We start from the raw sequence: 25,239 nt of genomic DNA, 5'->3' as shown, positions 1-25,239 counted from the left end.
AGACCACTGCTACGTCCGATCGGAGGTATGTCCTAAACCGCCCCGTACAGTCGGTCACCGGCGTCGCCCAGGCCCGGCACGATGAAACCCGAGTCGTTCAGCCTCTCGTCGACCGACGCCGTGATGAGACGGCACGGCAGCTTCGAGTCCTCCAGGTGATTGATTCCCTCGGGCGCCGCGAGCACGCACACGGCCGTCACGTCGGTCGCGCCGCGCTGGGTCAGCAGGCGGATCGTGTACGCCATCGAACCGCCGGTCGCGAGCATCGGGTCGAGCACGAGCACCGGGCGTCCGGCGAGGTCCTCCGGCAACGACTCCATGTACGGCGTCGGCTGCAACGTCTCCTCGTCGCGGGCAAGACCGACGAACCCCATCTGGGCGTCCGGGATCAGCTTGTGCGCCTGGTCGGCCATGCCGAGCCCGGCCCGCAGCACCGGCACCAGCAGCGGCGGGTTTGCGAGCTTGTAACCGGTGGTACGGGCTACCGGTGTGTGCGTGCGGTCTTCCTTCAGCGGCGCCTCGCGCATCGCTTCGTAGACCAGCATCACGGTGAGTTCCTGCAACGCGGCGCGAAACGCGGCATTGTCCGTGCGCGCGTCACGCATCGTTGTGAGTCTCGCCTTGGCGAGTGGATGATCGACGACCAGGACGTCCATGCTCGACACCGTAACCCGCTGGGAGGAGCTAGGGGTGTTCGAAGAGATCTACCGCGAGGCACGTCAGCGCATCGTCGGACTGACGATGGGCCTGACCGCCGACGAGCTCGAACGGACCGTGCCCGCCTGTCCTGAGTGGACCGTGCACCAAGTGATCGCGCACCTGTCCGGCCAGTCGTCGGATCTGGTCACCGGACGCATGGAGGGCGCACCGTCGGACGAGTGGACGGCCCGGCACGTCGCCGAGCGCGCGGACGTTCCGGTGGACGACCTGCTGGAGCAGTGGAACGTCTTCGGCGACAAGATCGGCGAAATGCCGCGCATCCCGTACCAGCTCGCGCTGGACGCGATCACGCACGAGGCCGACCTGCGCGCGGCACTCGGCCGGGAACGCCTGCCGGACGCCGTGTGGCAGCCGACCCTGGTGTGGATCGCGCCGCGCAGACTGACGGACGTGACGGTGAAGACCGAGTTCGGCGACCTCGGCGACGGCCCGATCACGCTGGAGGTCGAGGGTTACGAACTGTGGCGCGCGTTCTTCGGCAGGCGCTCACGCGCCCAGATGGAGTCGTGGAACTGGTCGGACCGGTCGCCGATCGAGAAGATCCCGTTCTTCCCCTCCAGAGAGACCGACCTTGTGGAGTAAACGCCGTTAACTGAAGAGGTGTAGGGTCGGCCGCGTGACAGACCACGTGCGCATCGGAGTGCTCGGCGCGGCCATGATCGCGCCATCCGCTGTCATCCGTCCGGCCCGCTCTTCGACGGTCGCCGAAGTCGTGGCCGTGGCAGCGCGATCGGCCGACAAGGCCAAGGCCTTCGCCGACAAGCACGGCATTGCGCGCGTGCACGGCTCGTACGAGGACCTGCTGGCGGACCCTGCGGTCGACGCCGTCTACAACCCGCTGCCCAACGGCCTGCACGGCAAGTGGACGCTGGCCGCACTGGAAGCCGGAAAGCACGTGCTGTGCGAGAAGCCGTTCACCGCGAACGCCGCCGAGGCCGCTTCCGTCGCCAAGGCTGCCGACGCGTCCGGCCTGGTGGTGATGGAGGCGTTCCACTACCGCTACCACCCGCTGGCGATGCGCGTCGCCGAGATCATCTCCTCCGGCGTGCTCGGCCCGTTGCGGCACGTCGAGGCCTCGGTCTGCTTCCCGCTGCCGATGTTCTCCAACATCCGTTACGACTACTCGCTCGCGGGCGGCGCGATGATGGACGCCGGCTGCTACGCCGTGCACATGGCACGGCTGCTGGGCGACGAAGAGCCCGAGGTGCGGTCCGCGAAAGCGTTGCTGCGCGGGCCTTCCATCGACCGCGCGATGCGTGCCTCGCTGCGCTTTCCTTCTGGCCACACGGGTTCCGTGCACGCGTCGCTGTGGTCGTCGACCGTGTTGAAGCTGTCGATGAAGGCGATCGGCGAGAACGGCACGTTGAGCGTCTTCAACCCGCTCGGCCCGCAGACGTTGCACCGCTTGTCGCTGAAGCTCAAGGACAAGAAGTCGTCGGAGACGTTCGGGAAGCGCGCGACGTACGCCTACCAGCTCGACGCGTTCACCGACGCCGTGCTGCACGGCAAGCCGTTCCCGACGACCGCGGACGACGCCGTGAAGAACATGACCGTGATCGACTCGATCTACCGGGCGGCCGGACTGCCGCTGCGCCAGCCGACTCCGTGACCCAGGTCACCCAACCTCCCCCGCACCGCGCCGTGTCTTGAGTGCGGACGGAAGGGGGAGGGTTGGCTGACGACGAGTACACCGAGTACGTCACGGCGGCACTGCCTTGGTTGCGGCGCACGGCATATCTGCTGTGCGGCGACGTGCACAGCGCCGATGACGTCGTGCAGGTCGCGATCACGCGGCTCTACACGAACTGGCGAAGAGCCAAGGCCGCCGACAACATCGACGCGTACGTGCGGACGATCCTCGTGCGCACGTTCCTCAACGAGCGCAGGCGGCCGTGGAGCCGGGTGCGCCTGCTGGACCGGGTCGACGAGCTGCGCGCCGCCGCGAACCCGGACGTCGAGACCCGTGAGGAAGTCCGGGTCGCCCTGATGCGCCTGGCACCGGGCCAGCGCGCGGTGCTCGTCCTGCGATTCCTGTTCGACCTGCCCGTCGCCGAGGTCGCGCGTGCCCTGAAGTGCTCGGAAGGCACCGTGAAGAGCCAGACGTCGGCCGGGCTCTCGGCCCTGCGCACACAGTTGGGAGTGACTCAGTGATGTCCGAAGAGGACGGTGCCCGGCTGCTCGGGTCGCTGCGGACCGTGGAGGTGCCCGCGTCGGACGGGGTCAGCGTGTCGCGGGCGATCAGGACCGGGAAGCGCACGAAGTCGTTGCGGGTGGCGACGGCCGGGGTGCTCGTGCTGATCGTCGCCGGCGTGGTGCCGCTGCTGGTCCGGCCTGGCGGAACGCCTCCGGCGGCCGGTTCGGGGTTCGATCCGTTGGTGCGCAACGTGAGCGTGCGCGAGACCGACGGGCTGCGGCCGTCGAGCTACATCACCGGGCGGGACGTGCAGGTGATCTTCCTGAAGCCGGTGGGCGGCGGAGACCAGAAGGGAAGCGTCAACGTCTTCACCGCGGACAGCTTCCGCTATGCCGCGGGTGAGCCCTTGCCGGACATCAACGGCATGCGCGCGAGGTGGAACGGCGACTCGCTGGCACTCGAGTGGTCACCGGGCGCGTGGGCGGTCGTGAGGGTCGAGGGCTTCCCCGACGACCGCGACCGGACCCGACGGCTGGCGGCGAACCTGACGTTCGGCGAGCACATCGAGATCAAGGTCCCGTACACCGTGGAGACCTCCTGGAAGCTCAACCGCGTCTTCGACGACGAGGGCGACGTCCAGCTGGAGTTCGAGAACAGCGTGCGGATCGCTCTTCGCGGTGGCGTCGGCTTCGTGCAGGGCCACGCACCCCAGGCGGAGGTGGAGGCGCTGGAGAAGTCGCTGCGGCGAGCCGACCCTCCGGTGACCAACCCGTTCCGATGACCACCTGATCAGGGGCCCGCACAACCCGATCCGGGAGTAAAGAACCGCCAAAGCAGCTCCGAAGAGTCTCTTAGCCAGTTGAGACGTGGAGGTGCGAACGGTGACGATCGAACAGAAGCCCGTCCAGCAATTGTGTGAATCCCCGCTGGTCATCCTGGGTGTTTCGGGGTCACTCGCCGTGTTGATCGGCGTGCTGCCGCTGACGTGGGGCTACAGCCCGGCCCTCGCGGCGGCGCTCGCCGCATTCCTGGTGATCGCTTTCGCGATCACCATCAAGTACGCACCGAACCGCAAGTGAGCGTTCTAGACTCGATCGGGTGAGCGACGAGCTGGTACCGGCTGACCAGAGTCACATGCGGGCCTCCGACGCGGACCGGGAACGGATCGCGCAGGTGCTGCACAAGGCGACCGCCGAAGGCCGCCTCGACATCCACGAGCTGGACGAACGACTCGTGGCGGTTTATGCCGCGAAGACGTACGGCGAACTCGTTCCCATCACCGCCGACCTGGTGCTGAGCGGCCTGCCGCAGACCCCGGCCGTGCCGCAGTACCAGCCGGCGGTGGGCGACCGCATCGGCGGCCAGCCCGGCAGCGCGGTGTCCGTGGCCTTCTGGTCCGGCGTCAACCGCAAGGGCCAGTGGGTCGTCCCGCGCCTGCACAACGCCGTCGCCGTCATGGGCGGCATCGAGCTGGACCTCACCCACGCGAGCTTCGCCGAGGCCGAGGTCACCATCAGCGTCTTCGCGTTCTGGGGCGGCGTCGAGATCCGCGTGCCCGACGACATCAACGTGAAGGTCGACGGATTCGGGTTCATGGGCGCGTTCGAGGACCGCGCGCCTGGGCGCCGCTACATTCCCGGCGCGCCTACGGTGCGGATCACCGGGCTTGCGCTCATGGGCGGCGTGGAAGTGAAGGGGCCGAAGAGGAAGAAGTCGAGCATCCTGCGCGAACTGCTCGATTGAGGTTGTGGTGAACGAGCATTAAGCACGTCTGACCAGGGCGAACTTCGTCACTTAGGACGGGCGTCCCATTCCGCTTAGACTCCCAGGCATGGCTGCTCCAACGACACTGCCGTCGGCCCTGGCTGACGCCGTGCGCGACGAATCGTCGCTGCGGCGTTTCCTGCACGGGCTCCCCGGCGTCGACCAGGTCGGCGTCGAGCAACGAGCCGCGGGCCTCGGCACGCGGAGCATCAAGAAGGCCTCGAAGCTGCACGCCATCGACCTGGCGATCAGCATGGTGGACCTGACGACGCTGGAAGGCGCTGACACTCCCGGCAAGGTGCGCGGTCTCGCCGCCAAGGCGCGCAGGCCCGATCCCGAGCGGCCCGACGTGCCGAGGGTCGCGGCGGTCTGCGTCTACCCGGACATGGTGAAGACGGCGGCCGACGACCTCAAGGGCACCGGCGTCAACGTCGCCAGCGTCGCGACGGCGTTTCCCAGTGGGCGCAGCACGATCGACATCAAGCTGGCCGACACCCGGTTCGCCGTCGAGCAGGGCGCGGCCGAGGTCGACATGGTGATCGACCGCGGCGCGTTCCTGAGCGGCCGGTACGGGCTGGTGTTCGAGGAGATCGTCAAGGTCAAGGAAGCCTGCGGGGACGCGCACCTCAAGGTCATCCTGGAGACCGGCGAGCTCGTGACGTACGACAACGTGCGCCGCGCGTCGTGGCTCGCGCTGCTGGCCGGCGGTGACTTCATCAAGACGTCGACCGGCAAGGTGCAGCCCGCCGCGACGTTGCCGGTGACGCACGTGATGCTGCAGGCGGTGCGGGACTGGAAGGACCTGACGGGTGAGCTGCGCGGGGTGAAGCCCGCCGGTGGCATCCGCACGACCAAGGACGCGATCAAGTACCTGGTGGCCGTGCACGAGGTGGCCGGTCCGGAGTGGCTCGACCCGCACCTCTTCCGGTTCGGCGCGTCGACGTTGCTCAACGACCTGCTCATGCAGCGTCGGACCCAGTTGGACGGCCACTACAGCGGCCCGGACTACGTGACGGTGGACTGAAGACATGTGGGAATACGCCCCCGCGCCCGAGTCGCGGGACATCGCGAACCTCAAGCCGAGCTACAAGATGTTCGTCGACGGCAAGTTCGTCGAGGGCACCGGCGAGCCGCTCAAGACCATCAACCCGGCCACCGAGGAGGTGCTCGCGGAGGTCTCGACCGCGAGCCAGTCCGATGTGGACACCGCGATCAAGGCCGCACGCAAGGCCTACGACCGCGTGTGGTCGAAGATGCCCGGATCCGAACGGGCCAAGTACATCTACCGGATCGCGCGGCAGATCCAGGAACGCGGCCGTGAGCTCGCGGTGCTGGAGTCGCTCGACAACGGCAAGCCGATCAAGGAGTCGCGCGACACCGACATCCCGACGGCGGCCTCGCACTTCTTCTACCACGCGGGCTGGGCGGACAAGCTCGGTTACGCGGGCTACGGGCCCGACCCGAAGCCGCTGGGTGTCGCCGGTCAGGTGATCCCGTGGAACTTCCCGCTGCTGATGGCCGCGTGGAAGATCGCGCCGGCACTGGCGTGCGGCAACACCGTCGTGCTCAAGCCCGCCGAGACCACCCCGCTCACCGCGCTGGTGCTGGCGGACATCATCCAGCAGTGCGACCTGCCGCCGGGCGTCGTGAACATCATCCCGGGCGCCGGTGACGTCGGCGCCGCGCTCGTCGGGCACGAGGACGTCAACAAGGTCGCCTTCACCGGCTCGACCGACGTCGGCAAGATCATCCAGGGTCAGCTCGCGGGCACGTCGAAGAAGCTCACGCTGGAACTGGGCGGCAAGGCGGCGAACATCGTGTTCGACGACGCCCCGCTCGACCAGGCCGTCGAGGGCATCGTCAACGGCATCTTCTTCAACCAGGGCCACGTCTGCTGCGCCGGATCCCGCCTGCTCGTGCAGGAGTCCATCGCCGACGAGCTCCTGGAGAAGCTGCACGCGCGCGTCTCCACCCTGCGCGTGGGCGATCCGCTCGACAAGAACACCGACGTCGGCGCGATCAACTCCCGCGAGCAGCTCACCAAGATCAAGGAGCTGACCGAGTCGGGCGAGGCCGAGGGTGCCACCCGCTGGACGTCCTCCTGCCCGTTGCCGGACAAGGGTTTCTTCTTCGCCCCGACCGTGTTCTCCGGTGTGTCGCAGGCGATGCGCATCGCCCGTGAGGAGATCTTCGGCCCGGTGCTCTCCGTACTGACGTTCCGCACGCCGGAAGAGGCCGTGGCCAAGGCGAACAACACGCCGTACGGCCTGTCCGCCGGTATCTGGACGGAGAAGGGCTCGCGCATTCTCTGGATGGCACAACGCATGCGCGCCGGCGTCGTCTGGTCCAACACGTTCAACCGCTTCGACCCGACCGCCCCGTTCGGCGGTTACCAGGAGTCGGGCTTCGGCCGTGAGGGCGGCCGCACCGGTCTGGAGGCCTACCTCGATGTCTGATCGACTCACGGTCGCGAAGACCTACAAGCTCTACATCGGTGGCAAGTTCCCGCGCTCCGAGTCGGGCCGCAGCTACCCGGTGGCCGACGCGAAGGGCACGTTCCTCGCCAACGCGGCGCAGGGCTCCCGCAAGGACGCGCGTGACGCGGTTTCCGCCGCCCGCAAGGCTTTCGCGGGCTGGTCCGGCACCACGGCCTACAACCGGGGCCAGGTCCTGTACCGCGTGGCCGAGGTCCTCGAAGGCCGCCGCGAGCAGTTCATCGCCGAGGTCGCCACCTCCGAGGGCGTCCAGGCGAAGAAGGCGCAGTCCCTTGTGGACACCGCCATCGACCGCTGGGTCTGGTACGCGGGCTGGACCGACAAGATCGCGGCCGTCCTGGGTTCCTCGAACCCGGTGGCGGGCCCGTACTTCTCGTTCTCCACCCCCGAACCGACGGGCGTGGTCGCCGTCCTGGCCCCGCAGCAGTCGTCGCTGCTCGGCCTGATCTCGGTGATCGCACCGGTGATCGCGTCCGGCAACACCTGCGTGGTCATCACCTCGCAGGACCGCCCGCTCCCCGCGATCACGCTGTCCGAGGTGCTGGCCACCAGCGACGTCCCCGGCGGCGTCGTCAACATCATCACCGGCCGCACCGCGGAGATCGCCCCGTGGCTGGCCTCGCACGGCGACGTGAACGCGCTGGACCTCACCGGCGCACCGGAGTCGATCCGCGCGGACCTGGAGCGGTCGGCCGCCGGCACCGTGAAGCGCGTGCTGCGCAACAAGCCCAGCGAGGACTTCACCGTGACGCCGGACATGTCGCGCCTGCGCGCGTTCCTGGAGACGAAGACGGTCTGGCACCCGATGGGCGTTTAGGGAAGCTAGTCGGCGGCGTAGGCCTTGCCCTGCGCCGCCAGCTCCTCGCCGAGGATCCTGATCGCCTTCGGACCGACGCCGTGGATCTTCAGCAACGTCTTCGCGGACACCTTCGTCAGCGAGTCGAACGTCGTGTACCCGTGGGCCGTCAGCTCACGGGTCGCGACCTTGCCGATCGAGGTCGGGAACTCGGCTGTCACGAGTTCACCAGCCCCGCGCGCCACGCCCAGGAAGCGATCCCGACGCGGTTGCGCACGTTCAGCTTGGTCTGCACGGAAGCCAGATGCGTCTTCACCGTGGACAGCGACAGGAACAGCGACGAAGCGATCTCCTGGTTGCTGAGCCCTCGCGCCACCTCCCGGACCACGTCCTGCTCGCGAGCCGTGAGCAGCGACAGGTCGGGCCGCTGGGCAGGCCGGGCGAAGTGTTCCAGCATCCGCACGGTGACCTGAGGCGAGATCAGCGCGTTCCCCGCGGCGGCGGCGCGCACGGCCTCCACCAGCAGAGCCGGCCCGGCGTCCTTGGTCAGGAACCCGGAAGCCCCGTTCTCCAGCGCCGTGTGCACGTACTCGTCCAGATCGAACGTCGTCACCACGACGACCTTCGTCGTGGGCGACAGCTTCTTGGTCACCTCGAGCCCGTCCATCCCCGGCATGCGGATGTCCAACAGGGCCACGTCGGGCTTGAGCTCACGAGCGGCGGTGACGGCCGAGATCCCGTCGGGAACGTCGGCGACGACGGTGATGTCCGGCTGCTTCTCCAGGATCATCCGAAAGCCGACGCGGACCATCTCCTGGTCGTCGGCGATGAGGACCGAGATCACTTCTTCCCTTCCAGGGGTAGCTCGGCGAGCACCTGCCAGCCGTGCTCACGCGGACCCGCGGAGAACAGGCCGCCCAGCAGGTCGACCCTCTCACGCATACCTACGAGACCGTAGCCACCCTGGTTCAGCTCGTGCAGCTGCCCGTCGTCGGCGACGATCACGCGCAACGCCCCACCGGGCGTCCGGGAGATCTCCACGTCGATCATCGTGGGCGACACGGCGTGTTTGTGCACGTTGGTGAGCGACTCCTGGACCAGGCGCAGCACCGACCGGCCGAGCTCCGGCGGCACCTCGTCGGGCAGGTCGATGCGCAGGCGGGTGTCGAAGCCGAACTCGCGAGTGCGTTCGACGGCCGAGATGACGTCGGCGGCCAGGTCGGTGGTGGCGGCCTCGTTCTCACCCTGGCGCAGCGTGCCGACGAGCCGGCGCATCGCGCCCAGGGCCTCGGTGCCCGAACGGACGATGCCGGGCAGCAGGCGGTGGGCGGCCCGCGGGTCGTCGTCGGAGACCTCCAGCGCGGCCTGGGCCTGCACGAGCATGCCCGTCACATGGTGGGCGACGACGTCATGCAGTTCACGGGCCAGGGCGATGCGTTCTTCCTTCTGCGCGTCGGTGACGGCGGCGGCGATCAGGCGACCGCCCTCAGTGTCGCGGGCGCGGAAGTACAGGCCTGTGCCGATGGCGGTGAAGCCCAGCACGAGCGAGCCGAGCATCTCGTTGTAGTTGCTCGACGAGAGCCAGTTGTCGCGGACGATGGCGGCGAAGAAGCTCACGGCGACCAGCGAGCCGACCGACCACGTGGCGGCGCGGCGGGGTTCCTCTCGGACGACGACGGCCGTGATGACCAGGCACGCGGCGGTCTCGGCGACGGTCAGCGGACTCAGCAGCGTCGGCAGGTTGACGTTGAAGAGCCGGATCACGAACGACGACAGGAAGATCGACGCGACCGCCACCGGGATGGTGAAGGCACGCGACTTGAACGACGTGACGGCGACGATGCACACCGGCACGGTCATCAGCCACACCAGCGCCTCGGGGCTCCCGCCCCCGCTCATCAGAAGGAGCTCGCCGAGCATCAGCAAGGCGAGAACGGCGGCGATCGGCCATTGGCCCCGATGACTGTCCACGGGAGACAACGGTAGGACCACCACACCTCCACGGCCTCGGTCATCCGGCTGATCCGGTGTGTCGTCAAGGCTGAGGTTTTCCGGCTCCGTGCACGGCACCTTGAGGAACATGAATTCGGTTCTGGCCGCTCGTGGCCTGGTCAAGACCTACGGCGACGTGCACGCGCTCGCCGGGGTGGACATCGACATCAAGGCCGGGGACGTGCTGGCGGTCGTCGGTCCGTCCGGGTCCGGCAAGACGACGCTCCTGCACGTGCTGTCCGGCATCCTGCGCGCCGACGGCGGCGAGGTGTTCCTGGACGGGCGGGCGATCGGCGAGCTGAACGAGACAGGACGCAGCGCGCTGCGGCGCACGGCGTTCGGGTTCGTGTTCCAGTCGGGCATGCTCGTGGCCGAACTGACCGCAGAGGAGAACGCGGCGCTGCCGATGCTGCTCGCCGGCGGTTCGCGCGCGGAGTCGCTCGGCGCGGCAAGGCTGTGGCTTTCGCGGCTCGGCCTGCAGGGCATGGAGAAGCGGCTGCCGAGTGAGCTCTCCGGCGGGCAGGCGCAACGGGTCGCGATCGCGCGGGCCCTCGCGCACAGCCCGCGGGTGATCTTCGCGGACGAACCGACCGGCGCCCTCGACACGCGCACCGGCCAGGAGATGATGACCGTGCTCCTGCAGGCGGCGGAGGAGACCGGCGCGGCGATCGTGATCGTCACGCACGACAAGGCGATCGCGGACCGGGCGTTGCGCGTCGTCGAGATCCAGGACGGCAAGATCGCCGCGGGGGTGTCCGCGTGAGGATCGCTCTCGCGGTGCTGCGCAGGGACCGCCGCAGCCAGGTCGCGACCGTGCTGGTCGCGCTCGGCGTGATGATCGCGGTGTCACTGGTCCTGTGGCTGCTCGCCGCACCGAACGGCCTGCAGGCGCGCGCCGACCGCACGGCGTGGCGCGACGGAATCGGCCAAGCCGACAAGGGCGCCATTTCCGTTGCCATGAACCAGGATTCGTACGATGGCAGGCTCATCGAACGGTTCGACGTCGCTCGCACCGAACAGGGCGCCGTCCCGGTCGCGGCCGGCATCTCCCAGTTCCCGGAGGCGGGCGAGGTGCTGCTGTCGCCCGCGCTCGCGGACCTCGTGCGGAACACCCCGCCGGAAGAACTCGGCAACCGCTTCCCCGGCAGGCAGATCGCGGAACTGGGGCCGGAGGCGCTCAAGTTCCCCGGCGAACTCGTCGCGATCATCGGCCACGAGAAGGTCGGGAACGGCTACCCCGCGGCCGATCTGCGGGGCGGCGCCGGCTCGTACCGCGACGACTACCACGGCATGCTCTACCTGCTCACGCGCGTCGGGCTCGTGGTGCTGGTCGTGCCGTGTCTGGTGCTGGTCGCCTCGGCCGCGAGGCTGACCGCGGCGAAACGGGAACGGCGCCTCGCCGCGCTCAGGCTCGCCGGCGCCAGTCCGCGGCAGGTCGTGGTGATGACCGCCGTCGAGACCGCGATCGGCGCGGTCGTCGGCAGCGTGCTGGGTGTGGTGCTGGCACAGCCGTTCAGCCACATCACCGCCCAGGTCCCGTGGGAGGGCGGCACCTGGTATCCCGGCGACTTCGTGCCGGAACCCGCGGTCGTGGCGGCGGTGGCCGTGCTCGCGCCGTTGCTGGTCGTCGGGGCCGCGATCATGGGACTGCGGCGCGTGGTGAACCAGCCGCTCGCGGCGGAGGCGAAGCGCAAGGTCAGGTCGTGGCGGCTGCTGACCATGGCCGGCGCGCTGGGCGTGTTCTTCCTCGGCATCGTGTACGCGCAACAGTCCAGCGGCGACGGCCAGTTCACCGTCGTGCTCCTCGGCCTCGGCGCGGTGGCGCTCGCGCTGGTGCTGGCAGGGCCCGTGCTCACCGCGTGGGTCGGCAGGTTCTTCGTCGGGCGGTGGCGCCGACCGTCGACGTTGCTGGCCGGACGCAGGCTCGCCGGTGACCCGGTGGCGGCGTTCCGCGGCTCGGCGGGCGTGGTGATCGCCGTGTTCACCGGCTCGATGGCACTCACGATGCTGCCGGGGCTGGAGAGCCAGGTCCCGTATCGCGACTCGACATGGCTGGAGAACGCGATCGTGGCGGAGCAGGTGACGCACGACATCACGCCGTTGCGCCTGGCGACTTCGGCACCGATCGTCACGATGCTCGACGGCACGATCAGGAGTGGCGACTACGGCATGTACGTCGTCGTCGGCGACTGTGCCGACGTCGCGCAGGTGCTGATCGGCCTCCACTGCCAGGCCGGACCCGCCGTCTACTCGTCAGGACCGTTGCAGGGCAACGAGTTCAGATCCAGCGGCAAGGACCCGCTGATCGCGCAGCTGCCGGCGCAGTACGAGAGGCGGCCTTTCGAGGGCGGTGGCCGGGTGAGCGCGGTCATCGACCGCGGTCTGCTGCCGTCACTGGCGGGTGACGTGTCGATGGTCGGCGTGCCGACGACGCCGGAGAACCGCGACACCGTGCACACCGCGCTGATCGGCACGTTGCCGGGCGTGCGGCTGGTGGACGGTGAGCAACGGGGTCTCCTCGGCGACACGCTGCTGGCGGACCTGCAGCGGGCCACGATCATCGGCCTCTCCATCGCGGCGGTGCTCGGCGGCATCGGCGCGGCGGTGGCCGCGGCCGGGTCGGTGATCGACCGCAGGCGCACTTTCGGCGCGTTGATCGCGGCAGGTACTCCGATTCGTGTGCTGGCTCACGCATTGCGCCGGGAAGTGATGCTGCCGGTGGTCGCCGTCACAATCGCGGCGTGTGGTGCGGGAATTGTCGTGGGCCTCGGACTGCTCACTCTTGCGCGCGGACTGGTGGGCCACGGTGAAATGCCGATCACGCCGTGGGTGATCGCCCCGGTGGGCGTCGGCGTCGTGGTCGCGCTGGTGGCGGCTCTGGCGTGCGGTCCGGTACTACGCGGTATCAGCCCCCGGGATTACGCGGCGGAGTAGTACTCGGCCGGAAGTACGAGGATGGAACTGGCCCTCAGCGCGATGTGCGCGGAGGGCCTTTTTCATAACTTTGATTCATGACGAATGCACAGCTCGCGAGCATCCAGTGGGGCGTTTTCCTGTCGGTCGTTTTCCTGCTCCCGCAGCTGCTGTTCCGTCAGCTCACCTTCCGCGGCGCCACCATCACCGTCTACGCGAGCATGCTGTTCTCGGCGACGTTCCTGCCGGTGCAGACCGCGCCACCGCGCCAGTCCGTGCAGCTCGTCCCGTTCCAGTGGATCGCCGACACCTTCCGCGACGGGCAGATCGCGTTCGACCAGATGACGTTGAACGTGCTGCTGTTCGTGCCGCTCGGCGCGATGCTGATGTTCTGGGGCAAGCGCACGATCGGCCAGACCGCGTTGATCGGCTACGGCGTCTCGCTGCTGATCGAGGGCTCGCAGTTGTTGTGGGCCAACCGGATCTTCGACGTCGACGACCTCATCACCAACACCACCGGCACCGCGCTCGGCTGGCTCGGCGCGCTGGCCGCCGTGAAGGTCTACGCCCGCGTGACGGCCGCCGCGGTACCGCAGCGCGAACTCGTCAGCGCACGCTGACCTGCGGATTCCAGAAAACCTGCAAGCCCCGTGTGGATCCTTCACCGCATGAGTGTCAGACGAACGATCGCCGTCATCACCGCACTCCTCGGACTGATCCTGGTGACCGCGGGCCCCGCGTCGGCCGCGACGGGCAGTTGGCAGGCGTACGGCAACACGAACCCGATCACGTCCAGCCCTCACAAGTGGGTCTGCGCCAGCAGCAAGGCGATCGCGACCGACGTCCTCGCGCGGGTGTGCGTGATCAGGACGGCCAGCGGGGGCTCGGCACAGGGCGCGGTGATCGTGCGCAACAACCGGTCCAGCGCCTTCTCCACGACGGCGAGGGTGGACCTGTGGACCGCGGAGCACGGCCAGTTCGACTGGTGGTACTGCACGTCGTCCGGTGTCGGCGCCAACTCGTGGTCGGTGTGCTTCGGCCGGAGCCAGGCCGTGCCCTCCAGCAATCTGGCGAACTCCACCGGATACGCCAGGGAACTGCCCCTCGGCTTCACAGGGCTCGTCTGACCCCACGTTCACCCGGCGGCGTGAGGTGACGCGCGCCGCCGGGCCCTTCGCCTGATCATGGCCGCCATGAAGTTCGTGGAGGCGTTCAGCATCCTGGTCGCCGTGGTCGGCCCGCCGAAGATCCTGCTGGCGTTCCTGATGGACACCGAGGGCGCCGACTCCCGGACGCGCTGGCGGGTGGCGTTCACCTCCACCGCGATCGCGCTGGGCGTCGGCCTGTTCGTGGTGGTGGCCGGGCGGGCGTTGCTCTCGGTCTTCCACATCAGCGAGGGGGCGCTGTACCTCGCGAGCGGCGTCATCCTGTTCGTGCACGCGCTTGATCTCGTGCTCGGACGCAAGCAGGAACCGACGCACGACGAGACGCGCGGCACGCACGAGTTGGCCACCGCCTACTACGCGAACCCCGTGGCGCTGGCCTACCTGTTCCTGCTGTCGGACACGAAGTCGGTCGAGACGACGTTCGTGCTGGCCGGCGGGTTCGCGGCGGTGATCGCGCTCGACCTGGCGGCGATCGCCGTGCTCGGCATCGCGCTGCGCTGGGTCAAGATGACCTACGCCTGGGTGCTCGTGCGGGTGCTGGGCGTGCTGCTCGCGGCGCTGGGCGTCGACCAGATCGTCGAGGGCCTGATCACGCTCGGCATCCTCGAACGGGTCTAGTGGCGTGACCCAGAACGTTGCCGGGTGAATTCGCGGTCAGACGGGTGCGTCGTGGTGCCGCCCCCACGTCCTCATACTGGACCGTATGGGGGCGTGGGGGCGGTGCCGCGAGGCGCCCTGCTGAGCGTGAATACGCCCGCCAACGGGCTGGGTCACGCCACTAGCTCGTCCGCCAGCCCAGTTCTCCCGCGGAGTTGACCTCCGGGAAGCAGTGCCCGACCACGCTGCGCGTCTCCAGGGCCGTCGCGACCTGGTCGAACATCTCCACGATCGACGTCCACTCCGGCTTGACCATCTCGTTGCGCTCTTGGTCCCACTCGACCACGCAGCCGCGCAGCACGCCGGGCCGGAGGTCCACGGCGAGCACGTCGCCGGTGCCGTCGAACGCGATCGGCAGCCACTCGGGGTGGAATCCGCTCGTCGGCGCGCCGGCCTCGGAGGCGTCGACGGGCTTGCTCACGTGGGTGTCCCTGAGCACGAACGCGCGATCGGCGCCCAGGGGCGTGTAGAAGGGCGGCAGGATCTCGGCGAAGCGGCCTTCCTCGGTGCCGCCGTAGACGCTCCACCACAGCTGGAGATCGATCGGAACCCGAAGCTCCGGCAGCGCGTCATATCTCGGCCGCAGCACGGCACGGGTGGCAGGAGCGTGCTCCGCCAGCCATGCCAGGATCCGGTTCCAGTGCTCGATCACACCCACCGTTCCATGATCTTGGCGGAACGTCGGGCGAGGTACCGCCCATCGGGGCAGGATCAAGTCGAACAGGTCACTACTGGGGGAAGAGCTTTCAGATGGCGGAACAAGGCCTCAAGGTCGACTTCGACGCCTTGACCGGATACGCGTCCGCGGTGAGCGGTCTGGCGAGCGAGGTCGGGACCGTCGGCAGCGGCACGTTGAACGGCACCACCAGCCTTCCTGGCGACTGCTTCGGGAAGCTGGGCAACGAGGTCGGCCTCAACGCCGCCTTCCAGACGGCCGCGCAGGCGCAGCTCGACGCGCTGAAGGCCGCGTCGACGGGTCTGGCCGGTCTCGGCACCGCGGTCTCGAAGGCCCGCGAGTCGTACATCGCCCAGGAAGAAGCGCACAAGGCGGCGATCACCAAGGCGGGACAGGTATGAGCGTCGAGGGGCTGCTGAGCCAGTTCATCGCGCCCATGAAGGAGGATCTGGCCAAGCTGGACGGTGACACCGGCGGCGCCACGCGTGCCGGGGACGCCTTCGGCCGCGCCCAGACCGCGATGACCGACCTGGGCACGCGGCACGGTTCGGCTTCGACGGCCGTGCTGAACACGTGGTCCGGCGACAAGGCCAACGCCTTCACCGCCCGCGTGTCGACCTTCGCCTCGGCCGCGACCCTGTTGTCCTCCAACGCTTCCACGCTCAAGACCGCGGCCTCGACCGGGGTGTCCGCGGTGACCGGCGGCCGCACCGCGATCCAGGGCCTCATCGACGAGTTCACGTCCAAGGCGACCCCGAAGCTCGCCGCGGCCCTCGCGCTGTCCCTCGTGGCAGGGCCCGGTGTCGTGCTGGCGGCCGTGGCCGACCTCGCCGGGATGGCGTCCGGGTACCAGAGCAAGACCTCCGCCGAACTGCAGAAGGTGCGCGACCAGCTCACGCAGCTCGTCGGGCAGCTCAACGGCCTGCAGAAGCCGGACGCGGGCGCGCTGGCGAAGCTCGGCGACCCGCTCGGCGGCGACGAGGGCACCACCTCGACCTCCGGCGCCTCCGACACCCCGAAGCAGCAGGAGTCCGGTCCCAGCTCGAACAACAACGGCGGCGGCTCCGGCTCCGGCGGTGGTGGCGGCAGCGGTTCCGGCGGCGGCGGTAGCGGAGGTTCGGGCGGCGGTGGAGGTGGCGGCGGCTCCGGCCCGCGCCTGCCCGTCGCGATCCCGCCGCAGCCCGGCGAGGGCGTCGGCGTGAACCTGCCCGACGGCAGCAGTGCCGAAGCACCGAACGAGACCGCGGCCAAGGCCGTGCGCAACGCGCTGTCGGCCCTGGGCACCCCGTACGTGTGGGGCGGCGCGAACCCGCCCCAGGGCACCGACTGCTCGGGCCTCACGCAGTGGGCTTACGGCGGCGCGGGCTTCGACATCCCGCGCCCGGCCTCGTCCCAGGCGATGGGCGCCTCGGTGCCGGCGGACCAGGTGCTGCCCGGCGACCTCGTCGTGTGGGACGGGCACGTGGCGATGATCATCGGCAACGGCCAGATGGTCGAGGCCGGAGACCCCGTGCAGGTGCAGCCGATCCGGACGACGAACAGCGGGATGTCGTTCTACGGCTTCTACCGCCCCACGGGGTGAGTCACTTCGCGGCCTGGGCCGCGGCCTTCAGGTCGGCGAACTTCACGATCTGACCGCCCGCGCCCCAGGTCCCCTCCGGCTGCTCGTGGATCAGCACCCACACCCGCAACGCGTCGGCCTCACCCAGTCCGGCGGCCTCCAGCACCAGCGCGGTCGCCTCCTGCACGAGACCGGCCTTGCGCCGGTCGGACAGCGCGCCCGCCGGCACCCTGACGTCCACCCGGAACCGCGGCGCGTCGTCCTGCGCCGTGGTCTGCGCGCCCGCGGGCAGTTCGTGCAGGTAGGTCCAGGCCACCGAGCGGAAGAACTCGTTGTCCGGCGCGCCTTCCCACTTCAGCAGCAACGCGGCCAGGTCGCGCTGCACGCTCTTGCGGCCCGCGTCCGTCAGCGATCCGACCGGCGCGGTCAGTTCGATCATCGGCATGAGGTTCCCCGATCTATGACGACTGTTATAACCCCTGGCGGACGCTAACCTATGACGAGCGTTATAGCCAGAGAGGCCTGAGATGTCCCGAGAGCAGATCGTCACCGGCGCGGCCGACATGATCCGGCGGCGTGGCCTCAACGCGACGAGCATCCGCGAGGTCGCCAAGCACGCGGGCACGCCGCTCGGCTCGACGTACCACTACTTCCCCGGCGGCAAGACGCAGCTCGCGACCGAGGCGGTCCAGTGGGCGGCGGAGACCGTCTCGAAGGTGCTCACGGCGAAGCTCCGCAAAGGACCGGTCGACGGGCTGAAGGCGTTCTTCGCGCTGTGGCGGCAGATCGTCACCGAGACCGGTTTTCAGGCCGGTTGTCCCGTGCTCGCGGTGTCCATCGAGGAGAACGCGAGCCCGCAGGCGCTGATGGCCGCGGCGGACGGGTTCCGGGCGTGGTCGGCCCAGCTGGCCGCGTCTTTGGAGGAGCACGGCGTCTCGCCGGCCCGTGCGCGCAGCCTCGCCCACCTGTGCGTCTCGGCCGCGGAGGGCGCGGTCGCGATGTGCCGGGCCGAGCGCAGCATCGAACCCCTCGACGACGTGGCCGCCGAACTCACCGCGTTGCTACATGCCGCCACCGAAGATCCTGGAATGCGGCACACTGTCCCCACCAGGGGGTGATCGGAGTGGACGACGACGTCCAGCGCGCCGCGCGGAAGGTGCGCGAGGTCGAGCAGGCCGTGTCGGAGCACGTCACGCGCAGTGGTCCCGTCACGGGACGCGCGTCCTCTCCGGACGGTGCGGTGACGGTGGTCGCCACGCCCGGTGGTCCGCCGCAGCAGATCGCGGTGAGCCCGGCGGCGTTGCGGATGGGCCCGCACGGGCTGGCCGCCGAGATCATGCGCATCGCCGACAAGGCCCAGCGCAACGCCAACACCCACCTGCACCAGACCCTGGACCGAGTGGTCGACCCGCGTGAACTGACCGCCATGGGCCTCGAACGCGGCCCCGACGAGGACGAACTCGGGTGGCGGCGGTGAACGAGGAACGCTTGCAGGCGACCGAGCGGCTTCAGCGCGAGCTCGCGGCCCTCACCGCCACGGTCGAGCACCCGAACGGGCTGTGCATGGTCACGGCGTCGCCGAAGGGTGAGATCAAGGCCCTGCACCTGCACCCCGCGCTGCTGCAGCAGGGCGCGCAGGCCGTCGGGCAGGTCGTCACCGAGACCGTCCAGCTCGCGACGAACGCCGCCGTGCAGGTCAGCTTCAACAAGATGGCGCTGGCGCTGGGTGACGGAATGGCGATCGACGTCGAGTCCATCGCCGGCGACTCACCCTTCCGGTCGACGTGGAACCCCGTCGTGCCACCCAAATCCGCAGCTCCGGAGGCACCGCCGGAGCGCAGGCCGAGGACTCCGCGCGTCGAGGACACCGACGACGACACTTTCTTCGACAACCCCTCGTGGCTCCGGTGATCAGCACCGTTAGGCTCGTCGACGGCATCAGGCAGGCGTGACCGGGAGGTCAGGATGGCGCAGGACATCGTCCCCATCGAGCTGGGGCTGACGCAGGGTGACGTAGTCACTCTGTGGGCACCCCGCTGGCGCGAGAAGGGCGAGGAGTGGGAGGCGTTCCTCGGCGACGAGGAAGACCTGTTCGTCTTCCCCGACGCCGCGCATCTCGCCGCCTTCGTGCGCACCGCCGAGGAGCACGACCTGACCGATCACCCTGCGTGGCCGGTCGTGCCGTCGCTGGGCGTCGCGGACCTCTCGCCGGACGACAACCACCAGTTCGACCTCGTCGGCGTGCCGGAGCTCGTCGCGGAGGACCCGGACACCTGGACGATCGGCGAGCTCGCCGACGTCATCGCGATCGTGCGCGCCCTCGCGGACGTCTGCGACCTGGAGAAGGTCCACGAGGTGCTCGACAGCGCCGAGGGCTTCTCGCTGCTGCCGCAGGGCACGCTGCCGTTCAGCGGCCGTGACGGCGGCAAGCTGTGGGGCGAGCTGTCCGAGGTCGTCTCCGAGAAGTGGGACGAGGTCCTCGACGCGATCGACAGCGTGGTGAACACGCCGGAGGTCCCCGAGAAGGAGCTCTCCGTCGCGCAGGACGAGCTCGCCGCGCTGGAGGCCGCCACGGCCGCGGCCGCCGTCGACTCCCCCGCGGACGAGGACTCCGACGAGGACAAGGCCGAGCCCACGGGCTTCTGGGCCGAGGTCGGCGTCGACCCCATCAAGATCATCACTTCGGCCGGCGAGTTCTACACGCTGCGCTGCTACCTCGGCGACGACCCGGTGTTCCTGGGCCGCCGCGGCAAGATCGAGGTCTTCAGCTCGCACCGTGCCCTGAGCCGCTTCGTCGCCGAGAACGACGAGCACGACCTGGCCGAGGTCGAGACCTGGAACGACATCAAGGTCAAGGCCACCGCGGGCGAGCTCGACGTCGACGTGAACGACGACAACGTCTACGTGCTCACCGGCATCGCCGAGGACATGGAGGAGGGCCCCGACTCCCTCGACCCGCAGCAGCTCGACCTCGCCGTCGAACTGTTCGAGGACGCGGCCGAGTGGGCGGAGGACGAGTCCGTGAAGGACGCGCTCGCCTCGTCCGAGTCGCTGGGCTGGCTCGTGTCGTTCGTCGTGTCGCCGGACCCGACGCGTCTCGCGCCGTCCGCTCCGTACGACGCCGAGGTGGCCGCGTTCCGCACGCTGCAGGCGACGTTCGAGGACCGGCTCAACAGCAACTGAGCTCTTGTGTGAAAAGGGGCCGCTCACTTCTGGTGAGCGGCCCCTTCGCGTTGGTGCCTAACGGACCCGGTAGCTCACCGCGGGGAACGGGAAGTTGCCCTGATGCAGGCTGCCGAGGACGTAGTAGAGGTCGCTGGGCTTGCCAGGGCTCCCCTTCTGGCAGTCCGCGTTGAAGAAGACCTCGATGTCGGCGGCCGAGATGTTGGCCGCGGACTTCGCGGGCGTGGTGTTCACGCACTGCTTGTTCGTGAGGTCGACCGAGTGCTTGGCGCCGGTCAGGTCCGTTCCGGCGTAGAAGGCGGCGTTCTCCCAGGAGTCGGCGCTGGCGGGCAGGGCGAGGGCCGTCGAGGCGAGGACTGCGAGTCCTCCGGCGATCAGTGCAGGGCGCATGTGACCAACTCTCCCAGCGGGAGCTGTCGATCAGCTGTCACCCACGACCGGAACCACATCCGGTTGAGACACCTGTATGATACAGGTTTATGACAGGTTCTCGATCACAGCGTCTCGCCGCTGAACTGCGGGAGCGCATCACGCTCGGCGACTACGGTCCGGCCGGGTCGATCGAGAGCGAGGCCGAACTAGGCCGCCGCTACGAGGTCAGCCGCGTCACCGTGCGCCGCGCACTGGAGCAGCTTCGCGACGAAGGCCTGCTGGCGTCGCGAAAGGGCGCCGGCTGGTACGTGGTGTCGTTCGCCCAGCCGCTCGCGCTCGGCACGTTCCAGCACGCGCAGTCGGCGGTCGCCGAGGCCGGTGTCGCGCTGGTGCGGTCCGTCCTCGAGTACGGCTACCGCGAGGCTTCTGCCGGTGTCGCTTCGACGCTGGGCTCTGGCGAGATGCTGCGCGTGCGTTCGTTGCGCCGCACCGGAGACACGCCGCTCGACGTCGTGACCGAGTGGGTGCCCCTGGCTTTGGCCGCACCGGTGAGCCGTGCCGATGCCGAGTCGCCCGGAACCTGGGAAACGTTGCGCCGCAACGGAAACCAGATCGCCGTCGTGCGGCAGAGCATCGCGGCCGTCGCCGCGGGCGACGTCGGTCCCCTGCTCGGCGTCACGGCCGCCACACCGGTGCTGCTGGTGCGGCGCATCGCACTGGACGCCGCGGAGCACCCAATCGCCCTGTCCGAGCACCACTACCTGGGCCACCGGTTCCAGCTGGAGGTCGAGTTCCGCGGCTGGCCCGGCGCGGAACCTCCTGGCGTCGCAGCGATCCCCTCGGAGGACTGACCATGCGCGTGCTCGTCACCGGCGCGGCCGGGTTCATCGGCTCGCACTTCACCCGCTACTGGCTGCGCGAACACCCGGCGGACGAGGTCATCGCCCTCGACGCGCTGACCTACCGCGGCACCCGCGCGAACCTGACCGCCGACGTGCCGTTCGTGCACGCGGACATCGCCGAAGCGGACGTCGAGGGCATCGACGTCGTGGTGAACTTCGCCGCCGAGTCGCACAACAGCCTCGCCGTGCTGGATCCCGGCCTTTTCTTCCGCACGAACGTCCTGAGCACGCAGGCGTTGCTGGAGTCCTGCCGTCGCGCGGGCGTCCAGCGGTTTCACCACGTGTCGACGTGCGAGGTGTACGGCGACCTTGCGCTCGACGCCACCGAGGCGTTCCACGAGGGCTCGCCCTACCAGCCGCGCACGCCGTACAACGCGTCGAAAGCCGGCGCGGACCACGCGGTCCGCTCGTACTTCGAGACGTTCGACCTGCCGGTGACGATCACCAACTGCGCGAACAACTACGGCCCCAACCAGTTCCCCGAGAACGTCCTGCCGCTGTTCACGACTCGTGCTTTGGACGGCGAGCAACTGCCGGTCTACGCGTCGAGCGACAACCGTCGCGAGTGGATCCACGTGCTCGACCACTGCCGCGCGATCGACGCGGTGCTGCGGGACGGCGAGATCGGCCGGACGTATCACGTGGGCACGGGTGTCGAGGCGAGCGTCGACCAGATCGCCGACCTGGTGCTGGACGAGCTCGGCCTGCCGCAGTCGCGGAAGTCGATCGTCGCCGACCGCCCCGGCCACGACCGCCGCTACCTGCTGGACTCCAGCAGGATCGGCCGCGAGCTCGGATGGCGCCCGGAGATCGGCTTCGAGGCCGGAGTCCGGGACACCATCCGCTGGTACGCCGCCAATCGCGCGTGGTGGGAGCCGTTGCGGAAGCTCAGCGTGATCGACGAGAGCGCGTGGGCTGCTACGGCTGGGCGGTGAGGGCCGCGTAGCCCGGCTTGACCAGCTCGTTGATGATCGCCAGCCGCTCGTCGAACCCGAGGAACGCCGACTTCATCGCGTTGATCGTGAACCACTGCAGGTCCGCCCACCCGTAGCCGAACGTCTCGGCCAGCGCGGCGAACTCGCTCGACAACGTGCAGTCGCTCATCAGGCGGTTGTCGGTGTTGACGGTGACGCGGAACCGCAGCTTCGCGAGCAGGCCGATCGGGTGGTCGGCGAGCGTCGGGGCGGCTCCGGTCTGCAGGTTCGACGTCGGGCACATCTCCAGCGGGATGCGGCGGTCGCGGACGTACGCGGCCAGGCGGCCCAGCTGGACGTCGCCGTCGCCGGAGACCTTGATGTCGTCGACGATCCGCACGCCGTGGCCGAGGCGTTCGGCACCGCAGTGCTGGATCGCCTCCCAGATGGACGGCAGGCCGAACGCCTCACCGGCGTGGATGGTGAAGTGCGTGTTCTGCTGGCGCAGGTACTCGAACGTGTCGAGGCCCCTGGTGGGAGGGAAACCGGCCTCGGGGCCCGCGATGTCGAAGCCGACGACGCCCAGGTCGCGGTAGCGGACCGTGAGCTCGGCGATGCGCAGCCAGCCCTCGTTCTGGCGCATCGCGCACAGCAGGGTGCCGATGCGGATCTTGCGGCCGGTCGCGGCGACGCGCTGCTCGCCGACGCGGAAGCCCTCCTGGACGGCCTCGACGACCTGTTCCAGCGAGAGGCCCTTGTCGGTGTTGAGCTCGGGCGCGTAGCGGATCTCGGCGTAGACGACGCCGTCCGCGGCCAGGTCCTCGACGGCCTCGGCGGCGACTCGCACCAGCGACGCCTCGTCCTGCATGACTCCGCACGTGTGGGCAAAGCCTTCGAGGTAACGCACGAGGGAGCCGGAGTTCGCGTTGTCGCGGAACCAGCCGCCGAGGACGCCCGCGTCGGTGGTGGGCAGGCCCTGGTAGCCGGTGGCATCGGCGAGTTCGATCACCGTCTGCGGGCGGAGGCCACCGTCGAGGTGGTCGTGCAGCAGCACCTTCGGCGCGCTGCGGATGGACTCCAAGGTAAGCGGCGTGGACATTGCTACACGTTACTCCAGGCGACACGCCGCTTCAGTGCTGGCCAAAATGATCTTGCCCTCGATATGATCATTTGCTGCGTCAACGTCGTTGCAGATCCGTGATCAGCAACTTTCTGCAACCAACGCGAGGCTTGAGTCACCCCAAGGTAGGAACATCATCGGTGGCTACTGCCTGCTTTCGGCCGGTCACTTGGCGTTCAGAGTAGTCGGGTAACCTGATCGGGTTAGTTGCCCGTCCGCACCCAGCCTTTTTCTGGCGGGGGTGGTACAGCGACGTCCCGTGACGCGGATAGGCTCCCGTGGTCTCCCCCTCCCCTGGACGAAGGCACTCAGCCGTGACAGAGAACAACAACTCCACGATGTCCTTCGATCGGATGCGCAACATGCTCACGCGCGCCGCGGAGATCCGTGAGAGCGAGCAGCAGCAGATCTTCGACGCGCTGGACGAGATCCACGCCCGGATGTCGCCTCTGGAGTCGCTGGGTTCGGTTCGCAAGCGCCTGTCGGAGCTGCCGGACCGCACCGAGGTCAGCGTTCTCGCTGAGCGCCTGGACGAGGCCCTCGCCAAGCTGGAGGCCCAGGACACCGCCGTCGCCGACATCGGTCGCGCGGTCGACGCCCTGGTGGACAAGCTCGCCAAGCCCTTCGCCCAGCTGGACGGACGCCTCGACGGCGTCGCCGGCCGCTTCGAGGGTGTCGCGGGCCGCATGGACGGTCTCGAGGACAAGCTCTCGAGCATTCACAAGCGCATCGACGACCTCGACGGCCACCTGGACAAGCAGGACGGCAAGGTCGACGCGATCCCGGCCGCCGTGACGAACCCGCTGCGCGAGCGCGTCGAAGCGCTGGAGGCCGCGCTGCGTGGCCGTCTCGACGAGGTGGACGAGGGCGTACACGAGCACCTCGACGGCACCCGCGAGGCCCTGCAGAAGATCCTCGCCGAGTCCTTCTCCAGCGTGCACGGCCGCGCCGACGAGCAGCGTGACGCCCTCGCCGCTGCCCGCACCGAGCTGGTCACCGCCATCGCCGAGAGCCGCGGGGAGCTGGCCGGGGCGATCACGGACAGCCGCGAGAAGCTGACCTCGACCGTCACCGACCGCCACAACCAGCTGGCCGCGTCGCTCACCGAGACCCGCACCGAGCTGTCCGGCGCCGTGGCGGAGACCCGCGGCGAACTGGCAGGCGTCGTGGCGGAGACCCGCGACTCCCTCGCCGGCACGCTGGCCGAGACCCGCGACGCGCTCGTCGGTTCGCTCGCCGAGACCCGCACCGAGCTGTCCGGCGCCGTGGCGGAGACCCGCGACGTCGTGAACGGCAAGCTGGACGAGGCCCGCACCGCCCTGTACGCGGCGATCGAGCAGTCCCGCGACCAGGTCGACGCAGCCGACCGCCTCGAGTCCCTGGCCCGTCGCCTGGAGCTCGTCACCTCGCAGCTCGACAACATGACCAACCGCCTCGACAAGGTCGAGGACGGCTTCGCCAGCCGCATCTCCGAGCTCGGCGGCACGGTCGACGCGAGCCTCACCAAGGTCGCCGAGACCGTGGGCGCCCGCCCGGACGCCGACGCGCTGCAGTCCCTGGTCCGCAAGTCGAACCAGGAGTCCGAACTGCGCATCGGCGGCCAGCTGGACGAGGCCATGGCCACCTTCGCCGAGCTCATCCTCGGCGGCGGCTCGCCCACGCCTCCCCCGCCGCCCACCGCCCTGCCGCGCCCGCAGCGCCGCACCCGCAAGAACGGCGGCCCGAAGCCGGCGAACGGCGGCAAGGACATGGACGACGACGACCTGGCGGCCGAGGGCGCCTGATCGCCTGAACCGCCTTGCCTGACGAACGGCCCCGGAGCTGCTGCTCCGGGGCCGTTCTGCGTTTACGACCGAATTCTCTCTGCCTTGTAA

General features: G+C 69.3%; 31 protein-coding genes. 23 read left to right on the top strand and 8 right to left on the bottom strand.

The window, feature by feature from the left end; genetic code table 11:
* Window positions 1-32: 32 nt before the first annotated feature.
* Complete coding sequence (gene upp / locus OG205_RS37080) at window positions 33-656, bottom strand: uracil phosphoribosyltransferase (RefSeq protein WP_319975090.1); 624 nt, start codon at window positions 654-656, stop codon at window positions 33-35.
* Between upp and OG205_RS37075 the strand changes: the two genes are divergently transcribed.
* The 9 genes from OG205_RS37075 (at window position 655) to OG205_RS37035 (ending at window position 7,930) form a co-directional block, all read left to right on the top strand.
* Window positions 655-1,302: a maleylpyruvate isomerase N-terminal domain-containing protein gene (locus tag OG205_RS37075; protein WP_330272499.1), complete on the top strand. Its 648-nt coding sequence runs from the start codon at window positions 655-657 to the stop codon at window positions 1,300-1,302. The two genes, upp and OG205_RS37075, sit on opposite strands and share 2 nt — an antisense overlap.
* 34 nt (window positions 1,303-1,336) lie before the next feature.
* A complete protein-coding gene (locus OG205_RS37070; protein WP_330272498.1) occupies window positions 1,337-2,329 on the top strand; it encodes a Gfo/Idh/MocA family protein in 993 nt (330 codons plus the stop codon).
* A gap of 62 nt (window positions 2,330-2,391) precedes the next feature.
* On the top strand, window positions 2,392-2,871 hold the full coding sequence (locus OG205_RS37065) for a SigE family RNA polymerase sigma factor (protein WP_330272497.1): 480 nt from the start codon (window positions 2,392-2,394) through the stop codon (window positions 2,869-2,871).
* Window positions 2,871-3,635 carry a hypothetical protein gene (locus OG205_RS37060; protein WP_330272496.1) on the top strand — a complete coding sequence of 255 codons (765 nt, stop codon included), beginning with the start codon at window positions 2,871-2,873 and terminating at the stop codon, window positions 3,633-3,635. The genes OG205_RS37065 and OG205_RS37060 overlap by 1 nt, the downstream gene beginning before the upstream one ends.
* 100 nt (window positions 3,636-3,735) lie before the next feature.
* Window positions 3,736-3,933, top strand: coding sequence for a hypothetical protein (locus OG205_RS37055; RefSeq protein ID WP_330272495.1), 198 nt, complete (start codon window positions 3,736-3,738; stop codon window positions 3,931-3,933).
* A gap of 19 nt (window positions 3,934-3,952) precedes the next feature.
* The gene (locus OG205_RS37050) at window positions 3,953-4,597 is read left to right on the top strand and encodes a DUF1707 SHOCT-like domain-containing protein (protein ID WP_442916639.1); all 645 of its coding nucleotides are present in this window, start codon (window positions 3,953-3,955) and stop codon (window positions 4,595-4,597) included.
* Window positions 4,598-4,685: 88 nt separating this feature from the next.
* Window positions 4,686-5,642: a deoxyribose-phosphate aldolase gene (gene deoC / locus OG205_RS37045; protein ID WP_330272494.1), complete on the top strand. Its 957-nt coding sequence runs from the start codon at window positions 4,686-4,688 to the stop codon at window positions 5,640-5,642.
* Between the two features lie 4 nt (window positions 5,643-5,646).
* Window positions 5,647-7,074 (top strand): aldehyde dehydrogenase family protein, encoded by a 1,428-nt coding sequence (locus OG205_RS37040; protein ID WP_330272493.1) that lies wholly within the window; start codon window positions 5,647-5,649, stop codon window positions 7,072-7,074.
* A complete protein-coding gene (locus OG205_RS37035) occupies window positions 7,067-7,930 on the top strand; it encodes an aldehyde dehydrogenase family protein (protein WP_330272492.1) in 864 nt (287 codons plus the stop codon). Before OG205_RS37040 ends, OG205_RS37035 begins: the two co-directional genes overlap by 8 nt.
* Before the next feature lie 5 nt (window positions 7,931-7,935).
* On the opposite strand, the gene OG205_RS37030 is transcribed toward OG205_RS37035, so the two are convergent.
* Genes OG205_RS37030 through OG205_RS37020 form a run of 3 tightly spaced genes read right to left on the bottom strand, consistent with a single transcriptional unit; the run spans window position 7,936 to window position 9,880 of the window.
* Window positions 7,936-8,130, bottom strand: coding sequence for a hypothetical protein (locus tag OG205_RS37030; protein WP_330272491.1), 195 nt, complete (start codon window positions 8,128-8,130; stop codon window positions 7,936-7,938).
* A complete protein-coding gene (locus tag OG205_RS37025; RefSeq protein WP_330272490.1) occupies window positions 8,127-8,753 on the bottom strand; it encodes a response regulator transcription factor in 627 nt (208 codons plus the stop codon). The genes OG205_RS37030 and OG205_RS37025 overlap by 4 nt, the downstream gene beginning before the upstream one ends.
* Window positions 8,750-9,880, bottom strand: coding sequence for a sensor histidine kinase (locus OG205_RS37020; protein WP_330272489.1), 1,131 nt, complete (start codon window positions 9,878-9,880; stop codon window positions 8,750-8,752). Before OG205_RS37020 ends, OG205_RS37025 begins: the two co-directional genes overlap by 4 nt.
* Before the next feature lie 109 nt (window positions 9,881-9,989).
* Between OG205_RS37020 and OG205_RS37015 the strand changes: the two genes are divergently transcribed.
* The 5 genes from OG205_RS37015 to OG205_RS36995 all read left to right on the top strand — a co-directional run bounded on the left by OG205_RS37015 (window position 9,990) and on the right by OG205_RS36995 (window position 14,598).
* The gene (locus OG205_RS37015) at window positions 9,990-10,664 is read left to right on the top strand and encodes an ABC transporter ATP-binding protein (protein WP_330272488.1); all 675 of its coding nucleotides are present in this window, start codon (window positions 9,990-9,992) and stop codon (window positions 10,662-10,664) included.
* Window positions 10,661-12,835 carry an FtsX-like permease family protein gene (locus OG205_RS37010; RefSeq protein ID WP_330272487.1) on the top strand — a complete coding sequence of 725 codons (2,175 nt, stop codon included), beginning with the start codon at window positions 10,661-10,663 and terminating at the stop codon, window positions 12,833-12,835. Before OG205_RS37015 ends, OG205_RS37010 begins: the two co-directional genes overlap by 4 nt.
* Before the next feature lie 77 nt (window positions 12,836-12,912).
* Complete coding sequence (locus OG205_RS37005; RefSeq protein WP_330272486.1) at window positions 12,913-13,434, top strand: VanZ family protein; 522 nt, start codon at window positions 12,913-12,915, stop codon at window positions 13,432-13,434.
* A gap of 48 nt (window positions 13,435-13,482) precedes the next feature.
* Window positions 13,483-13,941: a hypothetical protein gene (locus OG205_RS37000; protein ID WP_330272485.1), complete on the top strand. Its 459-nt coding sequence runs from the start codon at window positions 13,483-13,485 to the stop codon at window positions 13,939-13,941.
* Between the two features lie 66 nt (window positions 13,942-14,007).
* Window positions 14,008-14,598, top strand: a complete 591-nt coding sequence (locus OG205_RS36995; RefSeq protein WP_330272484.1) for a MarC family protein — start codon at window positions 14,008-14,010, stop codon at window positions 14,596-14,598.
* Between the two features lie 160 nt (window positions 14,599-14,758).
* Here OG205_RS36995 and OG205_RS36990 read toward each other — a convergent pair whose 3' ends face one another.
* Window positions 14,759-15,295, bottom strand: a complete 537-nt coding sequence (locus OG205_RS36990) for an SMI1/KNR4 family protein (RefSeq protein ID WP_330272483.1) — start codon at window positions 15,293-15,295, stop codon at window positions 14,759-14,761.
* 92 nt (window positions 15,296-15,387) lie between these two features.
* On the opposite strand from OG205_RS36990, the gene OG205_RS36985 reads away from it, so the two are divergent.
* Together OG205_RS36985 and OG205_RS36980 are read left to right on the top strand one after the other, a co-directional pair.
* A complete protein-coding gene (locus OG205_RS36985) occupies window positions 15,388-15,714 on the top strand; it encodes a hypothetical protein (protein ID WP_330272482.1) in 327 nt (108 codons plus the stop codon).
* Window positions 15,711-16,895, top strand: a complete 1,185-nt coding sequence (locus OG205_RS36980) for a C40 family peptidase (protein WP_330272481.1) — start codon at window positions 15,711-15,713, stop codon at window positions 16,893-16,895. The genes OG205_RS36985 and OG205_RS36980 overlap by 4 nt, the downstream gene beginning before the upstream one ends.
* A 1-nt stretch (window position 16,896) precedes the next feature.
* Here the strand turns inward: OG205_RS36980 and OG205_RS36975 are convergent, their stop codons facing one another.
* Complete coding sequence (locus OG205_RS36975; RefSeq protein WP_330272480.1) at window positions 16,897-17,313, bottom strand: tautomerase family protein; 417 nt, start codon at window positions 17,311-17,313, stop codon at window positions 16,897-16,899.
* Between the two features lie 88 nt (window positions 17,314-17,401).
* On the opposite strand from OG205_RS36975, the gene OG205_RS36970 reads away from it, so the two are divergent.
* From OG205_RS36970 to OG205_RS36955, 4 genes are read left to right on the top strand one after another with little or no spacing between them, the layout of a single operon-like run.
* Window positions 17,402-17,992, top strand: coding sequence for a TetR/AcrR family transcriptional regulator (locus OG205_RS36970; RefSeq protein ID WP_330272479.1), 591 nt, complete (start codon window positions 17,402-17,404; stop codon window positions 17,990-17,992).
* A 5-nt stretch (window positions 17,993-17,997) separates the two neighbouring features.
* A complete protein-coding gene (locus tag OG205_RS36965; RefSeq protein WP_330272478.1) occupies window positions 17,998-18,351 on the top strand; it encodes a hypothetical protein in 354 nt (117 codons plus the stop codon).
* Complete coding sequence (locus tag OG205_RS36960; RefSeq protein WP_330272477.1) at window positions 18,348-18,785, top strand: YbaB/EbfC family nucleoid-associated protein; 438 nt, start codon at window positions 18,348-18,350, stop codon at window positions 18,783-18,785. Before OG205_RS36965 ends, OG205_RS36960 begins: the two co-directional genes overlap by 4 nt.
* Window positions 18,786-18,839: 54 nt before the next feature.
* The gene (locus OG205_RS36955; RefSeq protein ID WP_330272476.1) at window positions 18,840-20,057 is read left to right on the top strand and encodes a primosomal protein; all 1,218 of its coding nucleotides are present in this window, start codon (window positions 18,840-18,842) and stop codon (window positions 20,055-20,057) included.
* 57 nt (window positions 20,058-20,114) lie between these two features.
* Here OG205_RS36955 and OG205_RS36950 read toward each other — a convergent pair whose 3' ends face one another.
* Window positions 20,115-20,447, bottom strand: a complete 333-nt coding sequence (locus OG205_RS36950) for a hypothetical protein (RefSeq protein ID WP_330272475.1) — start codon at window positions 20,445-20,447, stop codon at window positions 20,115-20,117.
* An 89-nt stretch (window positions 20,448-20,536) separates the two neighbouring features.
* On the opposite strand from OG205_RS36950, the gene OG205_RS36945 reads away from it, so the two are divergent.
* Both OG205_RS36945 and OG205_RS36940 read left to right on the top strand, forming a co-directional pair.
* A complete protein-coding gene (locus OG205_RS36945; RefSeq protein WP_319975061.1) occupies window positions 20,537-21,280 on the top strand; it encodes a GntR family transcriptional regulator in 744 nt (247 codons plus the stop codon).
* A 2-nt stretch (window positions 21,281-21,282) separates the two neighbouring features.
* Window positions 21,283-22,266: a dTDP-glucose 4,6-dehydratase gene (locus tag OG205_RS36940; protein WP_330272474.1), complete on the top strand. Its 984-nt coding sequence runs from the start codon at window positions 21,283-21,285 to the stop codon at window positions 22,264-22,266.
* On the opposite strand, the gene OG205_RS36935 is transcribed toward OG205_RS36940, so the two are convergent.
* The gene (locus tag OG205_RS36935) at window positions 22,250-23,344 is read right to left on the bottom strand and encodes an adenosine deaminase (RefSeq protein WP_330272473.1); all 1,095 of its coding nucleotides are present in this window, start codon (window positions 23,342-23,344) and stop codon (window positions 22,250-22,252) included. The genes OG205_RS36940 and OG205_RS36935 overlap by 17 nt on opposite strands.
* A 374-nt stretch (window positions 23,345-23,718) precedes the next feature.
* Here OG205_RS36935 and OG205_RS36930 point away from each other — a divergent pair, with 374 nt between their 5' ends.
* Complete coding sequence (locus tag OG205_RS36930; RefSeq protein ID WP_442916853.1) at window positions 23,719-25,149, top strand: hypothetical protein; 1,431 nt, start codon at window positions 23,719-23,721, stop codon at window positions 25,147-25,149.
* Window positions 25,150-25,239 lie beyond the last annotated feature (90 nt).

It is taken from the genome of Lentzea sp. NBC_00516, from assembly GCF_036346835.1.
GTDB classification, from domain to species: Bacteria; Actinomycetota; Actinomycetes; order Mycobacteriales; family Pseudonocardiaceae; genus Lentzea; species Lentzea sokolovensis.
The sequence above is the reverse complement of the archived record's forward strand: the minus strand, read 5'-3'. Positions and strand labels throughout refer to the sequence as shown.